The 16,389-nt window shown below is 47.3% G+C and carries 18 protein-coding genes; 2 read left to right on the top strand and 16 right to left on the bottom strand.

Features of this window, described 5'->3' with window-relative positions; genetic code table 11:
- Positions 1-309: 309 nt before the first annotated feature.
- The 7 genes from GCU44_RS22325 to GCU44_RS22355 all read right to left on the bottom strand — a co-directional run bounded on the left by GCU44_RS22325 (position 310) and on the right by GCU44_RS22355 (position 8,639).
- Positions 310-1,581, bottom strand: coding sequence for an alpha/beta hydrolase (locus tag GCU44_RS22325; protein WP_154859616.1), 1,272 nt, complete (start codon positions 1,579-1,581; stop codon positions 310-312).
- 208 nt (positions 1,582-1,789) lie between these two features.
- Positions 1,790-2,293 (bottom strand): cupin domain-containing protein, encoded by a 504-nt coding sequence (locus GCU44_RS22330; RefSeq protein ID WP_154859617.1) that lies wholly within the window; start codon positions 2,291-2,293, stop codon positions 1,790-1,792.
- Between the two features lie 225 nt (positions 2,294-2,518).
- Positions 2,519-4,975 (bottom strand): PAS domain S-box protein, encoded by a 2,457-nt coding sequence (locus GCU44_RS22335; RefSeq protein WP_154859618.1) that lies wholly within the window; start codon positions 4,973-4,975, stop codon positions 2,519-2,521.
- A gap of 578 nt (positions 4,976-5,553) precedes the next feature.
- Positions 5,554-7,023, bottom strand: coding sequence for a sodium-dependent transporter (locus GCU44_RS22340; protein ID WP_154859619.1), 1,470 nt, complete (start codon positions 7,021-7,023; stop codon positions 5,554-5,556).
- A gap of 381 nt (positions 7,024-7,404) precedes the next feature.
- Positions 7,405-7,983, bottom strand: a complete 579-nt coding sequence (locus GCU44_RS22345) for a hypothetical protein (RefSeq protein ID WP_154859620.1) — start codon at positions 7,981-7,983, stop codon at positions 7,405-7,407.
- A 93-nt stretch (positions 7,984-8,076) separates the two neighbouring features.
- A complete protein-coding gene (locus GCU44_RS22350; protein ID WP_154859621.1) occupies positions 8,077-8,355 on the bottom strand; it encodes a Crp/Fnr family transcriptional regulator in 279 nt (92 codons plus the stop codon).
- A gap of 53 nt (positions 8,356-8,408) precedes the next feature.
- Positions 8,409-8,639: a cyclic nucleotide-binding domain-containing protein gene (locus tag GCU44_RS22355; RefSeq protein ID WP_154859622.1), complete on the bottom strand. Its 231-nt coding sequence runs from the start codon at positions 8,637-8,639 to the stop codon at positions 8,409-8,411.
- A 522-nt stretch (positions 8,640-9,161) separates the two neighbouring features.
- Here GCU44_RS22355 and GCU44_RS22360 point away from each other — a divergent pair.
- Positions 9,162-10,226: a glycosyl hydrolase gene (locus GCU44_RS22360; RefSeq protein WP_154859623.1), complete on the top strand. Its 1,065-nt coding sequence runs from the start codon at positions 9,162-9,164 to the stop codon at positions 10,224-10,226.
- 140 nt (positions 10,227-10,366) lie between these two features.
- Here the strand turns inward: GCU44_RS22360 and GCU44_RS22365 are convergent, their stop codons facing one another.
- From GCU44_RS22365 to GCU44_RS23350, 8 genes are all read right to left on the bottom strand, one after another.
- Positions 10,367-10,903: an HD domain-containing protein gene (locus GCU44_RS22365; protein ID WP_154859624.1), complete on the bottom strand. Its 537-nt coding sequence runs from the start codon at positions 10,901-10,903 to the stop codon at positions 10,367-10,369.
- A 202-nt stretch (positions 10,904-11,105) separates the two neighbouring features.
- A complete protein-coding gene (locus GCU44_RS22370; RefSeq protein WP_154859625.1) occupies positions 11,106-11,537 on the bottom strand; it encodes a DUF1761 domain-containing protein in 432 nt (143 codons plus the stop codon).
- A 100-nt stretch (positions 11,538-11,637) separates the two neighbouring features.
- Positions 11,638-11,925: a hypothetical protein gene (locus GCU44_RS22375; RefSeq protein WP_154859626.1), complete on the bottom strand. Its 288-nt coding sequence runs from the start codon at positions 11,923-11,925 to the stop codon at positions 11,638-11,640.
- Between the two features lie 33 nt (positions 11,926-11,958).
- A complete protein-coding gene (locus GCU44_RS22380) occupies positions 11,959-13,068 on the bottom strand; it encodes a hypothetical protein (protein WP_154859627.1) in 1,110 nt (369 codons plus the stop codon).
- A gap of 241 nt (positions 13,069-13,309) precedes the next feature.
- A complete protein-coding gene (locus GCU44_RS23340; protein WP_154859628.1) occupies positions 13,310-13,417 on the bottom strand; it encodes a transposase domain-containing protein in 108 nt (35 codons plus the stop codon).
- Positions 13,374-13,526: an IS66 family transposase gene (locus GCU44_RS23345; RefSeq protein ID WP_241685072.1), complete on the bottom strand. Its 153-nt coding sequence runs from the start codon at positions 13,524-13,526 to the stop codon at positions 13,374-13,376. Before GCU44_RS23345 ends, GCU44_RS23340 begins: the two co-directional genes overlap by 44 nt.
- 463 nt (positions 13,527-13,989) lie before the next feature.
- Complete coding sequence (locus tag GCU44_RS22395) at positions 13,990-14,598, bottom strand: aspartyl/asparaginyl beta-hydroxylase domain-containing protein (protein ID WP_161994007.1); 609 nt, start codon at positions 14,596-14,598, stop codon at positions 13,990-13,992.
- Between the two features lie 72 nt (positions 14,599-14,670).
- Positions 14,671-14,997, bottom strand: coding sequence for a hypothetical protein (locus tag GCU44_RS23350; RefSeq protein ID WP_241685073.1), 327 nt, complete (start codon positions 14,995-14,997; stop codon positions 14,671-14,673).
- Between the two features lie 25 nt (positions 14,998-15,022).
- Between GCU44_RS23350 and GCU44_RS23355 the strand changes: the two genes are divergently transcribed.
- Positions 15,023-15,325, top strand: coding sequence for a reverse transcriptase domain-containing protein (locus GCU44_RS23355; protein ID WP_241685074.1), 303 nt, complete (start codon positions 15,023-15,025; stop codon positions 15,323-15,325).
- A 402-nt stretch (positions 15,326-15,727) separates the two neighbouring features.
- On the opposite strand, the gene GCU44_RS22405 is transcribed toward GCU44_RS23355, so the two are convergent.
- On the bottom strand, positions 15,728-16,099 hold the full coding sequence (locus tag GCU44_RS22405) for a PIN domain-containing protein (RefSeq protein ID WP_206670873.1): 372 nt from the start codon (positions 16,097-16,099) through the stop codon (positions 15,728-15,730).
- Between the last annotated feature and the right edge of the window lie 290 nt (positions 16,100-16,389).

Below are 16,389 nucleotides of genomic sequence, written 5' to 3' on the forward strand. Positions count from 1 at the left end.
TTTATTTAAAGTGAGATGAAAAATATAAAAAGGGTTGCCCGTTCAAAGTCCAATAAAGCCCGATTCATAGCAACTACATTGCTGTTTTGAGGAATATGATCTAGCCATTAGCGGGCACAATGGATCGAGGATATGGGTTGTGTAAATGATCGCTGGATAGGCCATTGGGCGCTTCCGCCCCTTCGTAAGAGTCTGTTCCACTGCTATTACGCGAGGCTCCTGGTGCTGGGCATAAGCTTCTGCCTTGCATTTCCTGCGTTTGTACGGTAGGATAGCACCGTTGCCGGCATTTGCATTCCTCATTTTTCCTTATTCCATCACCCGTTCATTATCGATCACGGTCAGTACGCAGGGAAAGGCCAGGTAAGGATCTCCCCGGTGCGAAAGGTTTTGGTAGATGGGAAGTAGGGTGCGTTTAACCCTTTTTTCAGCCAGGGTTTTGCCTTGGTACTTGACGGTAATTGGGGCATCCAAATCCAGCATCCGGTCATTTAATAAGAGTTCCAGTTTGCTGCTGTAATTCGACAAAATATTAATTTCGTTATTTTTGTGATTGTATTCCACGTGGATTTCCCCGGCGGTTTCAATCTGTTCCTCCGGCACGCCCAACCAATAAAAATAGCGGTGATGCCGGTCGTCCTGTTTCCAAACGATTTTTTCCGGAATGGGATTGCGTCGGTGAGTTGCCATCCAGGGCAAGGCTACCGCATCCTGCAATTTCATCCAGTGGCCCAATCCCTCGTGCAGGACCACCTGGTGTCGGTAGGTTCCGGGTGCCTGGTTTTCCAGGCTATCCAGCAGCAGCTTCCACTCCCGCGCTTTGCTATTTCGGTCGTAGGCGGCATCCAAGGCCCCCATGTGTAGCGCAAAAGGGACGTTTTTTAACCCCAGGGGGGAGGTTTCATTGGGATGCCCGGCCATCATGGCGGCGGCGGCCCAGCGGTCGGCCATGCGTGGGGCCAACTGATACACGCCATCGCCGCCGGCCGAATAGCCCAGCAGGTATACCTTATTGGGGTTTACGTTTTCCAGTGCCACCGCCAGTTGAATCAGCGTGGTAAAGAAATCGTCGATGTGTGCTTCGTGCCAGAGGTTCCAGGTATTGGTAGGGGCACGTGGGGCCAGATAAACCCCCTCCATTCCTTGTAGGGTTTGATCGTACAAGTGCTTTTGGTTGTCGTATTGCCGGTCGTTTGCTTCGGGGCGCGTATTGCCTCCTCCGTGCAGGGATAGGTATAGGCTCCTGCCATCGGCAGGGGCATCCCCAACTACCTGGTAATAAAACGGCATGTTCAACCCGTCAAGCTGCAATTCCCGGGAATCCCATTGCTGCTGATAGGTACGAAGTACCTGTTGCTGATGGTCGCGAAAGAGCCTATCGGTAAAACGTTCTGCCTGCTCTTTCGATAGAGGTGCCGCTGCGAAATCCATGTTTTCCAGTGGTTCCCGTTCGGAAATTGGCTTTGCTAACCACTGTTCCAGCCCTTGGTTGCTATCAGCAGTAACGATTTTTTTTTCAATACATCCGACCCATGTCATCGGGATTATCAATGCGAGTAGTGGAAGTACCTTCGTATTCATGCGCTGCGCCCGGTATCCGGGGGATGGGGTTTTTGTTCTGTTTATTTGACCCGATAAGCTAGGAAAAATAAATTGTATTCGCATCCACTTCCCGGGTCAATAGTGCCCGCTTCGGGCTCTTTTTGCAGAACCGATGAGATGGTGCCGGGTTTCTGGGCCCGTTTCGGTCCAAAGAGATCCAATCACCGCATGCAGGGAATTTTATCCCTCATTGGCGGGTCAGTTTCTGGATAAGTTCCGCTTTGTCCGGAAAACGAGCTTTGAGTGCATTTTCGGAAGCAAGTTCAAAGTCAGCAAAACTAAATCCGGGTGCTACCGTGCAGCCAACCAGGGAATAGCTGTGCGGCTGGATCACTTCTGCGGCAAACCAATGGCCTCCCGGAACAACAAACTGAGGAACCTCGTCTTTTTCCAGGTCGCGTCCAATCCGGTGAATCGAATGCTCTCCCGTCTCGGATAACAAGTGGAGGCGTAGGGGAGAACCTTCGTAAAAATGCCAGATTTCATCCTGCGTAATCCGATGGAACGCCGAAAAGTCCGCGGAAGTAAGTAGAAAATAGATACAGGTGGCATGGTTTCGCTTGCCAATGTAGGCAGAACCCAGTGCGGCTTCGGGGATTTCTCCGGTACTTCGGTAGGTTTCCCGAAAATATCCACCCTCCGGGTGTGGTCTCAAGTCGAGTTTATCTATTAGGCTGTCTATCGATTGCATCGTTTGTTGGGAAAAGCTTTCAATTTACCGAGTTCGCTTCGGTTATTTTCACTAGAGAACAAAAAATCACCTATACCTGTTTTCCGCGCGGTGATGGAAAGAAGGCCATCCAGCTGTGCGGAAAAGTCATCGGTTGTAATTGATAAAAAAAACCGCAAAATGCCCATCGCCGGGTTGTGGTACGGTTTCTTTTCCGAGCAACTGGGAGCTGACGGCGATAAGGGGTTACTTGATCTGTTCCGTTTTCTTGACAATTTCGTGAATCAATTGATCCATTTCTTTTGCAGACTTACTTACGGCTTTCGCAATTTCTTTAATTTCCGATCTTTCCAGGGTAATCGTTGCGTCTAAAAGGGAACAAAATCCCAAAATATTTGCCAAAGGCCTTCGGAGTTCGTGCGATTGAATCCACGCAATGGATTTAAGGTTTTTATTTTGTTCCAAAATTGTCTCTTGGTTTTTTTTGAACTCCGTCACGTTTTGAAGGATAACGATCGTAAGGTTTCTTTCCCCATCTCGAAACGAATTCAGGCTGCCGTTGAAATACAACTCTTTTCCGGATTTGGTTCGGGCCGGGATGTACCGTCCCATTTGAGAAAGCTTGCCTACCCTCTGACGGTATTTTTGGACGAGTTTCCGGTGGTCGGTTTGGAATCGATCCGGGATCAATAACTCAATACCTTTGCCGGTGATTTCGGAGGAATCGTAGCCAAAGACTGTTGTGAAATCTTCGTTTACGAATTCTATTAAGTCTTGATCGTTTACGATAAGCAAGGGGTGCGGGATCGATTCGATTATTTTTTGAAGGCGATGTTCGTTGCTTTCGATCATCAATTGTGAATTTCTTATCTCAGTGATGTCTGAAAAAGCGACCAACACGTTTTTTAACTGTCCGGATTCGGTATCGAAAACGGGTTCACTATTCACAAGAATCCATGCAAAATCGGCTGCTTTTTTTTGGACGCCCATGATGTAGTTTCGGACAGGTTCCCCGCTGCGTAGTGTGACTACCGCGGGATGCTGTTCGGGCGAGATGGGATTGCCCTTTTCGTCACAGGCATTCCAGGATTTGTCAAAGGAATCTTTACCCAGAAGCTGTGACTTGGTAAGTCCCAAAATCCGCGCCGCCGCTTCGTTACAATCGATCACAGGGTTTGTTCCATTCATGCCGTGCAACACAATGCCTTCCGATAGCAAATCGACCATTAGCCGGTATTTTCGCTCACTTTCCTGCAGCTTTATTTGTCCCTGCCTGGTTTCTGTTAGATCTTTTGAGACGAGCGAAGCGCCAATTACCTCCCGTTGTTGGTTCCGGACGGGATTCATTGTCAGCTGCCAAAATCTACCTGCCGTCCATCCCTCCAATACATTGGTGTTTCCATCCATGGCTTGCTGAAGCTGCCGGGCGTAGCTTTGCCCATCTGTCAAATAGGGATAATCCATCGAAGATGCCCCAATCCTAGGCTCGCTACCGAAAATCTGCGTATATTGATCCTTACCGGCCTGGTTAATAAATCGGAATGCAAATCCCTTATCTACGTAGCTGATCCCTTCGCTGGTACTTTCGTAAATCGCCCGCAGTAATTTATCTTGCTCCACGATTTTCCGTTCAGCGTCGACCCGTCCGGTTACGTTTCTCACCAAAACAATGTACCGGTCGTCTCCCAGGTTATTTAGGCGTCCCTGGTAATGTTTTTGTATCCCCTCAATTTCCAGGGAATACAGAACTTCCGACACTTCTCCCTCGTGACGAAGCTGATCCAAAGCAGCTGCTAATTTTTGCGATACATCGGGCGGGAGTGATGTGGAATAATGCTTGTTTAGAAAACGAGCGGGGCTTGTGTACAGATCCTTCGCATCAGCTTTGTAATCCAGAATTACTCCGTCTTTATCCAGAACGAAGAGCAGATCGGGTATGCTCGCTAGTAAACCTTTCCGGTACACTTCAGACTCTTTCCTTGTGTGAATGTCCCGAATATGTATGACCGTATCCATTTGCTCACCATCCACCGGGCAAAAATCGAACTGGTACCACAGGCCATCAATGGCAACTTCTTTGGATGAGGTTTGGCTTTTTCCGAGAATTTCCCCGATCCAGTTATTCCCATCCAGGGTTTTGATGGCTAGTAAATCGCTTATATCGGCGCCCACGCAGATGGGAGACCGGAACAATCGACCGTAGGTGGTACGCGAAGCTTCGTTAAACAATACCACCCGAAAGGAAGCATCGACCAGGATGTAAGCATCCGTGCTGCTATTAAAAACCTCATAAAACCGGAGGTCTGCCTGCACCCGTTCTTTGGCAGATTTTTTGACCTCGGTCAGGTCGTACCCAATGCACAAAATGCCCTGGGGTTCCCCTCCCTCCCCTGATACCAATGAAAACCCCCAATTTGTCCAAATAAAATCGTCTCCCTGTTTTTGGGGTTTCCGAAGTTGAACCGCTACTTCCTGCCCGGGATTGGCAAGGCAATACTTTGCGGCCTCATTGGCCTTCGAAACATCCGCTTCGTGAACTGTTGCCGAGAAAGGTTTTCCAATAAAATCCCCGTCGATAAAAGAAAACCGCTCACAAAAGAGTTGATTCACAAAGGTGTAATTCCCTTCCAGATCGGTTACAACCACTGAGAACAGGCCCGAGTTGATAAGGTAATCCGGAATCAGATTAGTTGGTGGCGCCATCCATTTTGGTTTTTCAAACAATAAATTAAACTATATTCCGGCATTGATTCCGTTAAATAATCCTTTGATAAAAAAGCTTTCATTGAGAGGGCTAAAATAATAAAATAATTTTTATAAAGAAGCTATACATAATGTATTTGATAGGGTATGCTGGTTTTGGACGACGCCTCGACGTTCGTTAGGGTACTGGCGCCATGGTTCAACTCCCGTAGCGGCTCGCTTCGTCCAAAAAAATGATCCTTTAAATTGCAGATGGTGCGGTTGAAGATTTTTCAAGGGTACACAAAGAATGGGAGGCTTTTGTTCGTTACTTTTGCATCCGGGTGTTTTTTCTTTTCTGTTTTGGTGCAGAAAAGTGGCTAAGGGTAGGGCTTTCAGCCAGAAACCCGCCCGGAGCACCTTGGCCACTTAAATAATCCTTCCTTTTAAGCGGGCCGTATCGGATACAAAAGAAGCGAGTCGGCGTTTTTTTTCACCCTACTAACAGGTAAAGACCAGCATTCTGGGTTGTTTTCACTTTGCAGGCAAGCGAAACGAACCCATTCTCCTTGCTTTGGCAAAAAGGAAGTAATAAATCGTCAGTCGATTAGCCCCAATTTAAACAAGACCTTCAGGGATTCCGCTCCAAGGAGTAGCAGCATCAATAGGGGAATCATCCACAAAAACGTCACCTTTAGTAGTGTTTTAATTGACCTGCCGGGGGAATATCCGCTGACGGTGATCTCCTCGAACAGTTTTTCCAGGGTCCAGGTACCCCGAATAAAAGCGGACAAAAGAAAGGCTCCGGCTAGCAGGCAGAAAGTGCCGAAGAAATCCAGGATAAAGTTAAAATAGCCCATGGTAATGGTACCGTTTTCTTTGTCACCGTACCCCAGAAAATCGGTGAAAAAGGCAGGGGATTCCGGGTTAAAGGATAGGATGGCTGGTACACTGAAAAGGAAGATACCTGTTCCGATTAGCAGGGAGTAGGTTTTCCGCCGGCCGTCGTTTCCCTTGGAAAAGTAATTTACCGCCGGTTCCAGCATGGAAATGGTGGAAGTAACGATGGCCAGGTTAAACAAGGCGAAGAAACCAATTCCGATAAGCCTTCCCCAAGGTTCGCCAAAGCTATAAAAGGTATCGACCAGGTTGATAAATACCAGGCTGGGGTTGAGGCCAACCTGCCCGGAGGCAGCAAAAAGCGGAATAATCAACAGCCCAGCCAAAAGCGCCACGAGGGTATCGCTGTGTACGATGTAATGGGCATTGGAAACCACATGGGTGTTTTTGTCGATATGGGTCCCATACGTGACCATGGAACAGGCACCCAGAGACAGGCTAAAAAAGGACTGTCCCAGTGCCTCGATGATGCCAATCCTACCGCTGCTATCCATGGCAAATAGGGCCGGGAAGTCGAAGTAAAAATTGGCGTAATTCACCCGCTCTCCGGCGACAAAGGGCACGGAGAGGATCAAGCCCAGCATCATCAGCACCAGGAGTGGGATGAAGCGGGTACTGACCCATTCGATTCCCTGTTTGATAGTGTTGGCGACAATCGCCACGGTCGCCCCCATGAAGATTCCCGAAAAGAGCAGTACTTCGTAGTGCGAACTCACAAACTTCCCGAATAGGCCACCTACTCCCGCTACGGAGGGAGCATCTGTTGCGAGGGCTGCCGCCACCGCAGCGGTGATTTCCTGGTACTGAAAGAGGTACAGGTACAGGTAGTACAGGGACCATCCCGCCACCACGATGTAAAAGGACAAGATAAAGCAGCAAGTAATCAGGCCAAACAGGCCGGCAAAACCCCACTTTCTCCCCCCGATGCCACCATATGCCGCTACGGCATCGCGTTGGCTGTGTTTGCCTAGCGCGGTTTCGCCAATCATGAGGGGTACGCCTAGAATAAACGTAAACAGAACAAATACCAAAATAAAGGCCAGCCCTCCGTAGTGGAATACCCGTGCCGGGAAGAGTACCAGGTTGGCGATGCCCACGGCGGCACCGACGGAGGCGAGAATGTGTCCGGTATTGCTGAATTTGCCGGGCAACAGGGCAAGTTTGCGCATGCGTGGGAAGGGTTTGGTGGTTAGTGGTTTGCCAGGTGCTGGTTTGACCCCACTTTCTCTTAGGGGTCGGTTTTTTTGCCAGAAAACCAGGCAGCTTCCGTATCAAATTTATTCAAAAATTTGATACGGAAGCTTTCGTCCGATTAATTTTTAATCCCCGAGCAATCAATCGCCGGCATGAGGAGCAAAATCGGTACCGCCTGGGAAATCCCTGTAGCAATGGTACCGGGCAGCCTTGACGCGTCCGCCGATACAGGCCGGCCACGAGCAAGGAAAACCCCGATTGCATTCCACAGCGGCTTTTTTCAGCGTAAGCGTCCTTTTCCCTAAACGCATTCTTGTGGCTCGTATTGGTACGGCACATGGTGTCCATTTGCGGATTTAAAAACGAAGGCCAAAGTTTAGAATTCCTACGTAGACCGCCCGTTCCCCGTTGGCGTCAGCTATCGGGTGCGGGTTACTCTTTGCTGCGACGTAGTAAAAACCATGCTGGACGCTCAGGTATGGATGGAATCTAGCGTTTGCTCGTTTTTCCGGTTTCATCAAGTCCCATCGATACCCCGTCAACAGTCCAACCTCATAATCCCAACTGGTATAATCGTTTCCGTTCACGGCATTGTTTCGGTTAAAGCCCGGACCAAATGCATTGTAAAATTCCAGATGCAGACCCTTCCAGACATATTGCCTGTATCCAAAGGTCAGGGCATAATTCGCAAAATCTCCTTCTTTTTCCCTGAATTCAAACGGTCGGATGTGATACCCGACGAATACATCTCCGGCCAGGTCTTTTTTTCGCCAGGTTTCGTACGTTACCTGTCCTTTGTACATGTTTCCTGGAAAAACTGGCCAAAGTACGTTTACTTCCACACCCCATTTTTTTGATGGAACGGCATCCACCTGGGCATGCAGTTGGAAGGATAGGGCTATCAAAAACGCCCCTAGTGTCATTGCTTTTTTCATTGTACCTCGATTTAGTTTGTAAATGATGGCACTAAATTCGGGGCTGGGAAAAATAAAAGCATTGACCAAAGTCAATAACGTGGAGGGGCGTTGTTATTTTCTTGTGCGGATTCGACTGAGTGTTTCGGGCTTTACCCCCAGGTAGGAGGCAAGCATGTACTGCGGTACTTCTTGTAATAGCTTGGAGTTTCGGTGTACCAGTTCCTGGTACCGGTTTTCCGGATTGTCGTGCAAAAAGGAGTCAAGCCGCCTTGTAACGGTCAGGTAAAGGTTTTCGGCGATCAATCTCCCAAGGCGTTCCATGTTTTTGTGCTTGTCGTAGAGCGCAAGCAGGTCTGCTTTGTTTACCTTGTAGACGAGGGTCGGTTTCAAGGATTCAATAAAATGATCAGAAGGCTTGCCTGTGAGGAAACTGCGGTAATTGGTCACAAAGTCGCCCGGGAAAAAAATGCCGTGATCTTTTCTTCCCCCTCCCGAACATAGAAAAAGCGGTAGATTCCTGTGCCAATAAAGGCGATGTAGTCACAGACTTCCCCTTGTCGCAAGAGAAAGGTCTTTTTTTCGTGGCTTTCTTTTTTTAAGCAGGCAGCGAAGTCTGCCCATTCCTCATCGGTAAGCCGTAAAAAATTATCGAAGTAGGCTCTGATTTGATCCATTTTACAGGGGGTATTGGAAAAGCAAGCATCGCTGTTCGGCCTTACATGCGGGCTGTTAGACGCTCGGTAGTCAGTTACACAAAGGTAGATTGCATCGCTGGTACCTCCAAAAAAAAAATCAGAGTTCGGCACCTCGGTAAAAAATGTGGAAACACATTTTTTATTGTTTCGTCAGGGTTTCTTGGTTTCAGAAGTTGGGTGGAATGGCTTCGCCCATCCCGGGCTCAGGGTTTTGTAAAAAAAAAGGAGATGGACAGCCTTGTGCATTTGGCCGTTTTGATGGGCGCTATCGGCTGGCTTTCCTTTTTTTGCTATCAGGGTGGTCGACGGTTTGCAGATAATTTCGCATTCAGGGGAGCTTGTTTCGGTTGGAGGAAGTTATTGCTTTGTACACACACACACACACAGCGCCAGGTATTCCACGGATTGGGTTTGTTTGACACCAGGATATTTTTTACTACTATTGCTTTCTCATAAGTGCCACGGTTAGTCAAAAGAATAAACCCCAAAATTCCCAAGACTATGCTTCCAATTCGCTTCCTGTGTTTGCTTACAGGCGTCCTTTTTCTGCAGTCCTGCACCTTGCTGGCGCAAAAAATAGGCGTTTACCAGGTGCCGGTCAATCCGAACGCCTCGACTGAAGCCCAAGAGCTGCTGAAACTACTGTACGATTACTCTGGAAGCTACCTGCTTTCCGGACAGCACAACTACATCGGCGATGCATCGAAGCATAGCGAAGAGACGGAGGCAATTACCGGCGTATACCCGGTCGTATGGGGTAGTGATTTTGGCTTTGCTGACTCCACCAACGCCAAGGATGCCGTCTACCACCGGCATGCCCTTGTAGCGGAAGTAAAAAAGCGCTTCGAAGCAGGCAATATCATCACCCTGATGTGGCACGCCTGTCGCCCTACCGATGAAGAACCCTGTACCTGGAAAGGCAGTGTACAGAACGATCTTTCCGAAGACGAATGGAACGACCTTGTCCGGCCGGGTACCCGCACCTACCAGAATTGGGCCAATCAGGTAGATGAAATCGCCGTCTACTTGAAGCAACTGGAACTGGCCGGCATTCCGGTGCTTTGGCGTCCGTATCATGAAATGAACGGAGACTGGTTTTGGTGGGGGCAAAAGCCCGGAGAAAAGGGCTACCGGCAACTCTGGAAAAACCTGTACCATCGACTTACCGATTACCACCAACTTACCAACTTGATATGGGTCTGGAATGCCAATGCTACCTTACCCCGAGAGAACATGGCTTACGATCTGTATTACCCGGGCAATGACTACGTCGATGTATTGGCTACGGATATTTACGGGGGCAATTACAAAAAGTTGGATCACGACCAGCTATTGAAACTGGGCAAGGGCAAACCCATTGCCATGGGAGAGGTGGGGGCTTTTCCCAGTGCGGAAGTATTCGAAGATCAGCCCTATTGGGTATGGTTCATGGCTTGGTCCAATTCCAATTACCATCGAAACTCGGAAGAAAAAGTGCAGGAAATGTATCGTTTGGGGCGGGTTTTGGGGTTAAAAGAGTTTAAGGAAATCGAAAAAGAAGGCAATTCTCCAAAACCCGGAAGGTAAACACGAAAAAAAACTTCATTGGCGCCAAACCGCCAAGGGGCTTAAAGCGCCTGGTTTCGGTACAAACTTGATGTATCTGTGACCTCGCATGGGGTCAACCACTCGGTACTTGCGAGGCTACGCTGGTGGGGTAGTTGTCTTTATTCAGCGTATTTTTGGTACGCAGCCATTTTAGTCCGTAAGCGGTTGTTCAGGTAGGCATGTGTGTCAACCAATAGCTCATCAATCAGGGCTGCTTCCTTCAGGTAATGGTTAATCTTATCTTTTTTCCAGTATTTTGGTGGTTCTTGAAGATTGGTTATGCGATCAGCTAGCTTTACCATTCCGACTTCTTTCTCCAGCTCCTTGATTCGATGCAAACTGTCCGTCATTTGGTCGATTTTCGATCCAAGGCGCTCATTTTTTGTAAGTGCCTGAACACCCAAAGCCACCCTTTCCCCAAAAATTTCACGTAATTCCGCAATGTTGGTGTCGGTATCTTCCAGGGTATCGTGCAGTAACGCCAATTGCAAGGCATGGTTTAAATCGAAATTAGCTTCCACGGTAAAAGCGAGCAATATCTCCATTGCTACATTCGAAATGTGCAACAGGTAGTTTGCATTTGTCCCGGGTACTTTTTGATTTTTGTGTTTTTCTGCGGCAAATTTTATTGCTTTTTGATACAGTTCTTGTGTCATCGCATGTGGGTTTCTTTGCCTATACCGGTAAGCTGTAAGGGCAGGCACCGATACGGTACCGGATGTTCGAGTGGCGGGCAATTCGCCAACTTTCCTTGCAACAGGCTTGGGAGCTACTTGCCTTTTCACGCAGCATGTCCATTTTCTGTTTTAGTTTCCTGCGCTTTCCGGTGACCAATCCCTGAAAATGAACCGGATCGGCCTACTTCCAAAACTGAAGAAGCATCCCAAAGATCAAAAATAGGGTCAGTTGGTACCCGCCCTGGATAAGAAAGCGAGCCCATTTCATTTTGTTGTTTTCGTTCGTCCACATGACGGCACCCGCCAGCGTCGGAATTACGAATGCCGCCCATATCCATAGCGCCCTTTCTATGCCGGTCGCGCGGGAGGTGTCTGCGATCAAATGCGCTAGCACAAGGACTTGAAACAGCGTGAGTACGAATTGGACCAGGTATAAGGGACCCGCATTTCGTTGCATTTGTTTTCTTTCATCCGGGCTCAAGGCGTCGGCACCGATGATTTGCAACCACTTTTTACCAAAGAGCGGGCCGTACCATAGTGCACCGAGGATCATCGATAAGATCCCGCCGGCAGCAATTGCGAAATAATTAACTGAAATAGCAGCTATTTCCATACACACCTGATTTTAAGACATTTATTGACAAAATCTACTGTTTTCCATACTAAATTCCTATAGATTTCCTCTTTTTTTGCCCACGATGGTCCGTTTCGAGCTACCGGGCAACCAAATACTTACGTTGATAGCTCCCTTGTCCGGTGGAATGGTATCGGTTATATGCAGCGAAAACACCAATCGTACTTCCCCCTGTTCGGATTCGGCGCAGGTGAATTTTCTTGTTCTGGTTTACTTTGCTGTCTACCTGCATCTCGCCAGCCGCGGCTTTGCCGCTGACACTGCCCGCGCTATTGTCGACTTTCATAGCTACACGGAATATACTTTTTTTGTCAGACATTTCATTTACTAAATGGTCCAACATCTCGCTGTCAATTTGTTTGGCCATGCTATTGGTCTCTTTTTTATTTTTGAATGTGTCTTAGTCTTTCAAAATTTTTCCGGTACGAATCCATTTCGACTGCATGTGCCAGGAACCGTCAGGGCGCTTTTGCAATGCCGCTTCCCATCGGTAGGTGCTAGGCCATTTTTTAAATACCCTGACCACTGTGAATAAAAACCATGTGGAAAATTTGGTTGTTTTTGGCTTCCAGCCTTTACTGGGAACCAGGGTAATACCAATGGTCTCCTTCTCGGAGCGAATGAGATAGTCTCCGGCAATGCTACCTACCGATGCATGACCTGAAATCCTAAAACCTCCCTTCAATTGCGTGTTTTCCGGGAGACTATTCAGAGAGGGGAACGATGGAGAAAAACTCATGGTCAGCGGGTGAATGGCATTCTTGATCCCTATTGATTTAATGTGCGCATGGCGATCGATCCAATTTATCGCATAAAAACGGTTGCCTTTTTCAGCAGTTTTTTGACCGATCGCTGCATCAAATCCTTCCAAGATCCCACTATATGCTGGATTGAGCGTGGCAATTAGAGGTTTGGGGCTGTATCGGGCAAAGATCATTTGTTGCCAATCCAACGGCACCGGAAGGCGGTCCAGGGTATGGGAGCGATTGTTTATGGAAACGGAAAGTGCTGTATGGTTTTTTCTAACGAAATAGAAGTCCTGAAGCAGAACCAGGGGCAGCGATCTTGGGTTGGAGGCTGCATCACCCATGGGTGCCAGTAGCCCAAATGGCTTTCTTTTTTTTGCATTTCTTTCCTTGATGGAAATCTCAACAGTTCGTCCCGATACATCGGCGAATCGGTAATGGGCCTGTACACCACGATCGTTTACGTCAAAAAATGCATGATCCATATCAACAGGAATCATCTGGTTTAGTCCGGCACCGGCTATGGTGTATTTGGATGGATCCGGATTGAGGGATCGCTGGTGATAAACATCCACCTTTTTGTCGGTTCTCCACCCGATTAGTAGGTGTCCAACGCCGTTGGTGGGGTCGTTAAACACCTGTGGTTCAAAGGCTACATAGGTAGTATCCGGGTCGTTCTCAAAATTCACTAAAAGTAGTTTTTCCATCGGATCAATGTCGATCCAAAAGGGAAACAGGATGTTGATAGGTTGGTTCGTTTCCATTTTCTTGGTGTATGAATCGTTCCTTGTTTCAAGTCTTCCGGAAGGAGAAATCCCCAAACCTCCAGTGTCGCGCGAATTCGTGAGTCTCCTAATTGTACGGTGTTCAATAGGTCACCTATCAATGGTTTTTTTTGACTCGAATTCTTTGGTTTTCAAACCTTTACTTCCTCTCCCGTATCGGGATCCGTTGGTTCAAATCCAATGGTGCCATTACTTCTGATATGGCATTTCTGTACCTCACCTATTTGTATCTAGTTACCAGGTGGGACTGTATTCTCTCAAAAATATCCTTTAACCATTCAAATTCATTGATAGTATTTCTTTTGCAGCTCGCCATAAAGGAATACATGGCAGCCGTCTTTTCTGACCGGCCTGTGCGATCCAGCGAACAAATAGGCCTTGCGTCCAATGGCCAGGGACCTCACCGAATTTTCAACCAAATTATTATCAATTTCCATTTGCCCATGGAGAGCATAGGCACTTGGCCCATTCCAGCGGGACCGGAACTGTCCCTACCTTTATCTGTACTCGGTTGACGTGTTTTTCATGAAATAAAAATAGGCAGAAAAAGTGGGTTTATGATCGTTTTACGCTGCTCTTTTTCATAAAAACCCACCTTTTTTGCCTCCTTTTTAAGGGGTCATATCACTTTCTGTAGCGCACCGATTCAAGCCCGAGGGGTAATGGATATGGGCCAATATGGGTCCTCGTCCGATGAGGGATCCAGTGTTCAGTCATTGAAAACCGTTACCGGACGACGAGACTTCTTCCCCGGCACTGAATTTATTGGTCCAATACTAAAAGGTGGTACGAACCAGGCCTACTGAATCGGCAAATCCAGACTTGCTTTTGCCCGATTCCAACCATTCCTGATACACCTTTTTTCATTTCTTGTTCGCTCTGTCTTTTCATAGCGGAAGTTTAGTCACGAATGGACAATCCTGGAAGATGGGGTTTATCGGACGGATACCTAAAAACTTCATCCTCAAGTTCGGCAGGAAGCATGTCAAAAATCACGTGAATGCGATCCTGATCGCCATCATTGCGGGCTTCGTGCATCTCATTGTTATCAAACCACCAAAGTTCACCCTCTTGCATTCGTACCTCTTCATCCCCAGTTTTCATCCATGACCCGAGGCTTGATCGTAGGACCAAATGATAGCGATTTCGAACCCGATAGTATTCACCTCGATCGATGTGAGGGTACACCTGTTTACCAGCGGGCAAACAAACGATCTTTGCCCTTCCCAGAATTTCATTTCTCTCCTTCGCAAAGTCCTTTAGAAACTCCACAAATAATGGATAGTGTTTGCTAGCGCTTGTCCATCGGCTTTCGTGTACGTCTCGACGCTTTCTATCCCCGATAGCCGATTTTCTTAGACCTCGTAAAGGAATAGCAAGAGCCTCACGTTGAACCATAATTTTGTCTTGTCGACCAGTGGATCCGGCCCAGGCATTTTCTATGGAATCTATTTGATCCAGAAATGGCTGGGTTGAGATGTTCTGTTTGATACGTTTGAAGTTTTTCATGGTAATCATTCGATTAAGTTGAAAATGACATTTGTGACTCTTTGTCGCACAGGGCAGGCCGATTGTAACCGCTTATCTAGAAACATTTTTAGCGAAGAGACTGTCCCGATAGTGCAACGTATCGGGAAGCCCGCCTGCGGGAAGCATGGCTATCAGGACATAGTGGATATTGACCTCAACGGGTTCTTCGATGAAGTAGGCCACTGCACACTTCTCCAATTCATCTACCAGGGAGTAAAATGCCCAACTACTCTCCGGCTTATCACTGCCTGCGGCAGGAAGGCGGAAATGGCTGCGTGCACCCATCCAGATCAACGGAAAGTTGCACAGGCGTAGAAATGGAGCAAAGCGGATTTCATGAACACCAATAAAAACAAACTCCACGTGAATAAAAGGCATTCCTCAGGGCTCTCCGCTCAGCCCATTGCTACGCAACATCCTTCTGGATGTTCTCGATAAGGAACTGGAAAGGAGAAACCTGAGATACGTCCGTTATGCGGATGATTTCAGCATCTACACCAAGTCAAAGAAGGAGGCCAAGAAGGTGGGTAACGAGATTTACCTCTTTTTGAGGGATAAACTCAGGTTGCCCATCAACAGGGAGACGCCCGAGCATGGGAGTGCGAAGGGGGCGCACGTAGTGCTGGCATCCGAAGACCCGCTAACTTTGAACTGCTGGGGCATGCATTTGTCCCGACATACCAGAAGGGGTCCAAAGAAGGACTGAGCGTTAAGAAATCTTTTGTAAATGATTTTAGCGAAGAGCCGGGATGCAGGGCAGGTACAGCCTGTCCCGATTCATCGGGAAGACCCGTACGCTTGGTGGCGTGTGCGGCGCTCCCCGTCAGCGGAATCTGGAGGGGAATATCCGCCCCATGTTTTCTTAGGTGCTGTTATGCACTGGGCTTTAATGTGCTCTGAGTTTTCCGTTTTTTAAAGTATTCCAAAATCTCCTGTTTTGTCATTTTAGATAACTTCTTGCTTAATATGTCTCTCTGTTGACGCATATATGTAACAGCGTCAAATGTTTTTTCAGTCGTCTTCATATCTTTCAAATTCTCTTGGTGAACGAATTTCTAATTGTTTGTAACCGCTTTTAATGTTGATAGAGTTGTAACCCCTTATTTTTTCAATGTTTATTTACAATATGTTTGAAGTTCCAGCTCACCAAAAAGTCAGCACGGTTTATGGTTGCCAACGCTATATGTAAGCAGTCAGCATAACTTGTTTGTCCTACAACTTTTTCAGTAATGTATTCAGTAGCCAAGTCAAGCGCTTCGTCTGTTGTTTCAATAAATTCTGTCAGGTCGGCTCTAAGGCTTTTTATTAGTTCTTTGACCTTTTCGGGTGCGTTTTCAAGTTCGTCTTGGGTAACTGTCGAGTAGAGAATTATGAATTCTCCTGATTTAATTCTGTCAAATAATGGAATAGTATGCTCTTTGAATTCTTCGTCAAAGTGTCCTCCGAAAACTGATGTGTCTATGTAAATTCTTTGTTTCACTTACTAGTTGTCTTATCGTTCTCTAAAATACGATTTTTATGCGTTAATTCAGTCAGTTTATGTTCCGGGTTTGTCCTTTAGCCTTGTGCATAACGTCCGGGGCTTGTGGGCGGTGGGCACTTACGGAGCCCTTTTCTTCCTGTCCTGACCGAGTATTTTTAAGAGTGCTTACTAAAATCTTTACCGGAAACCCCGCTGGATTCAAGGTGATGTTATAGCGCGTATTTGGTTTTCAAACTTCAATGGAAATTTTGACTTTTCCTCCCAATCCTTTTTCTACTATGTCGAAG

Source organism: Cyclobacterium xiamenense (genome assembly GCF_009467825.1).
In the GTDB taxonomy this organism is placed as follows: Bacteria; Bacteroidota; Bacteroidia; order Cytophagales; family Cyclobacteriaceae; genus Cyclobacterium; species Cyclobacterium xiamenense.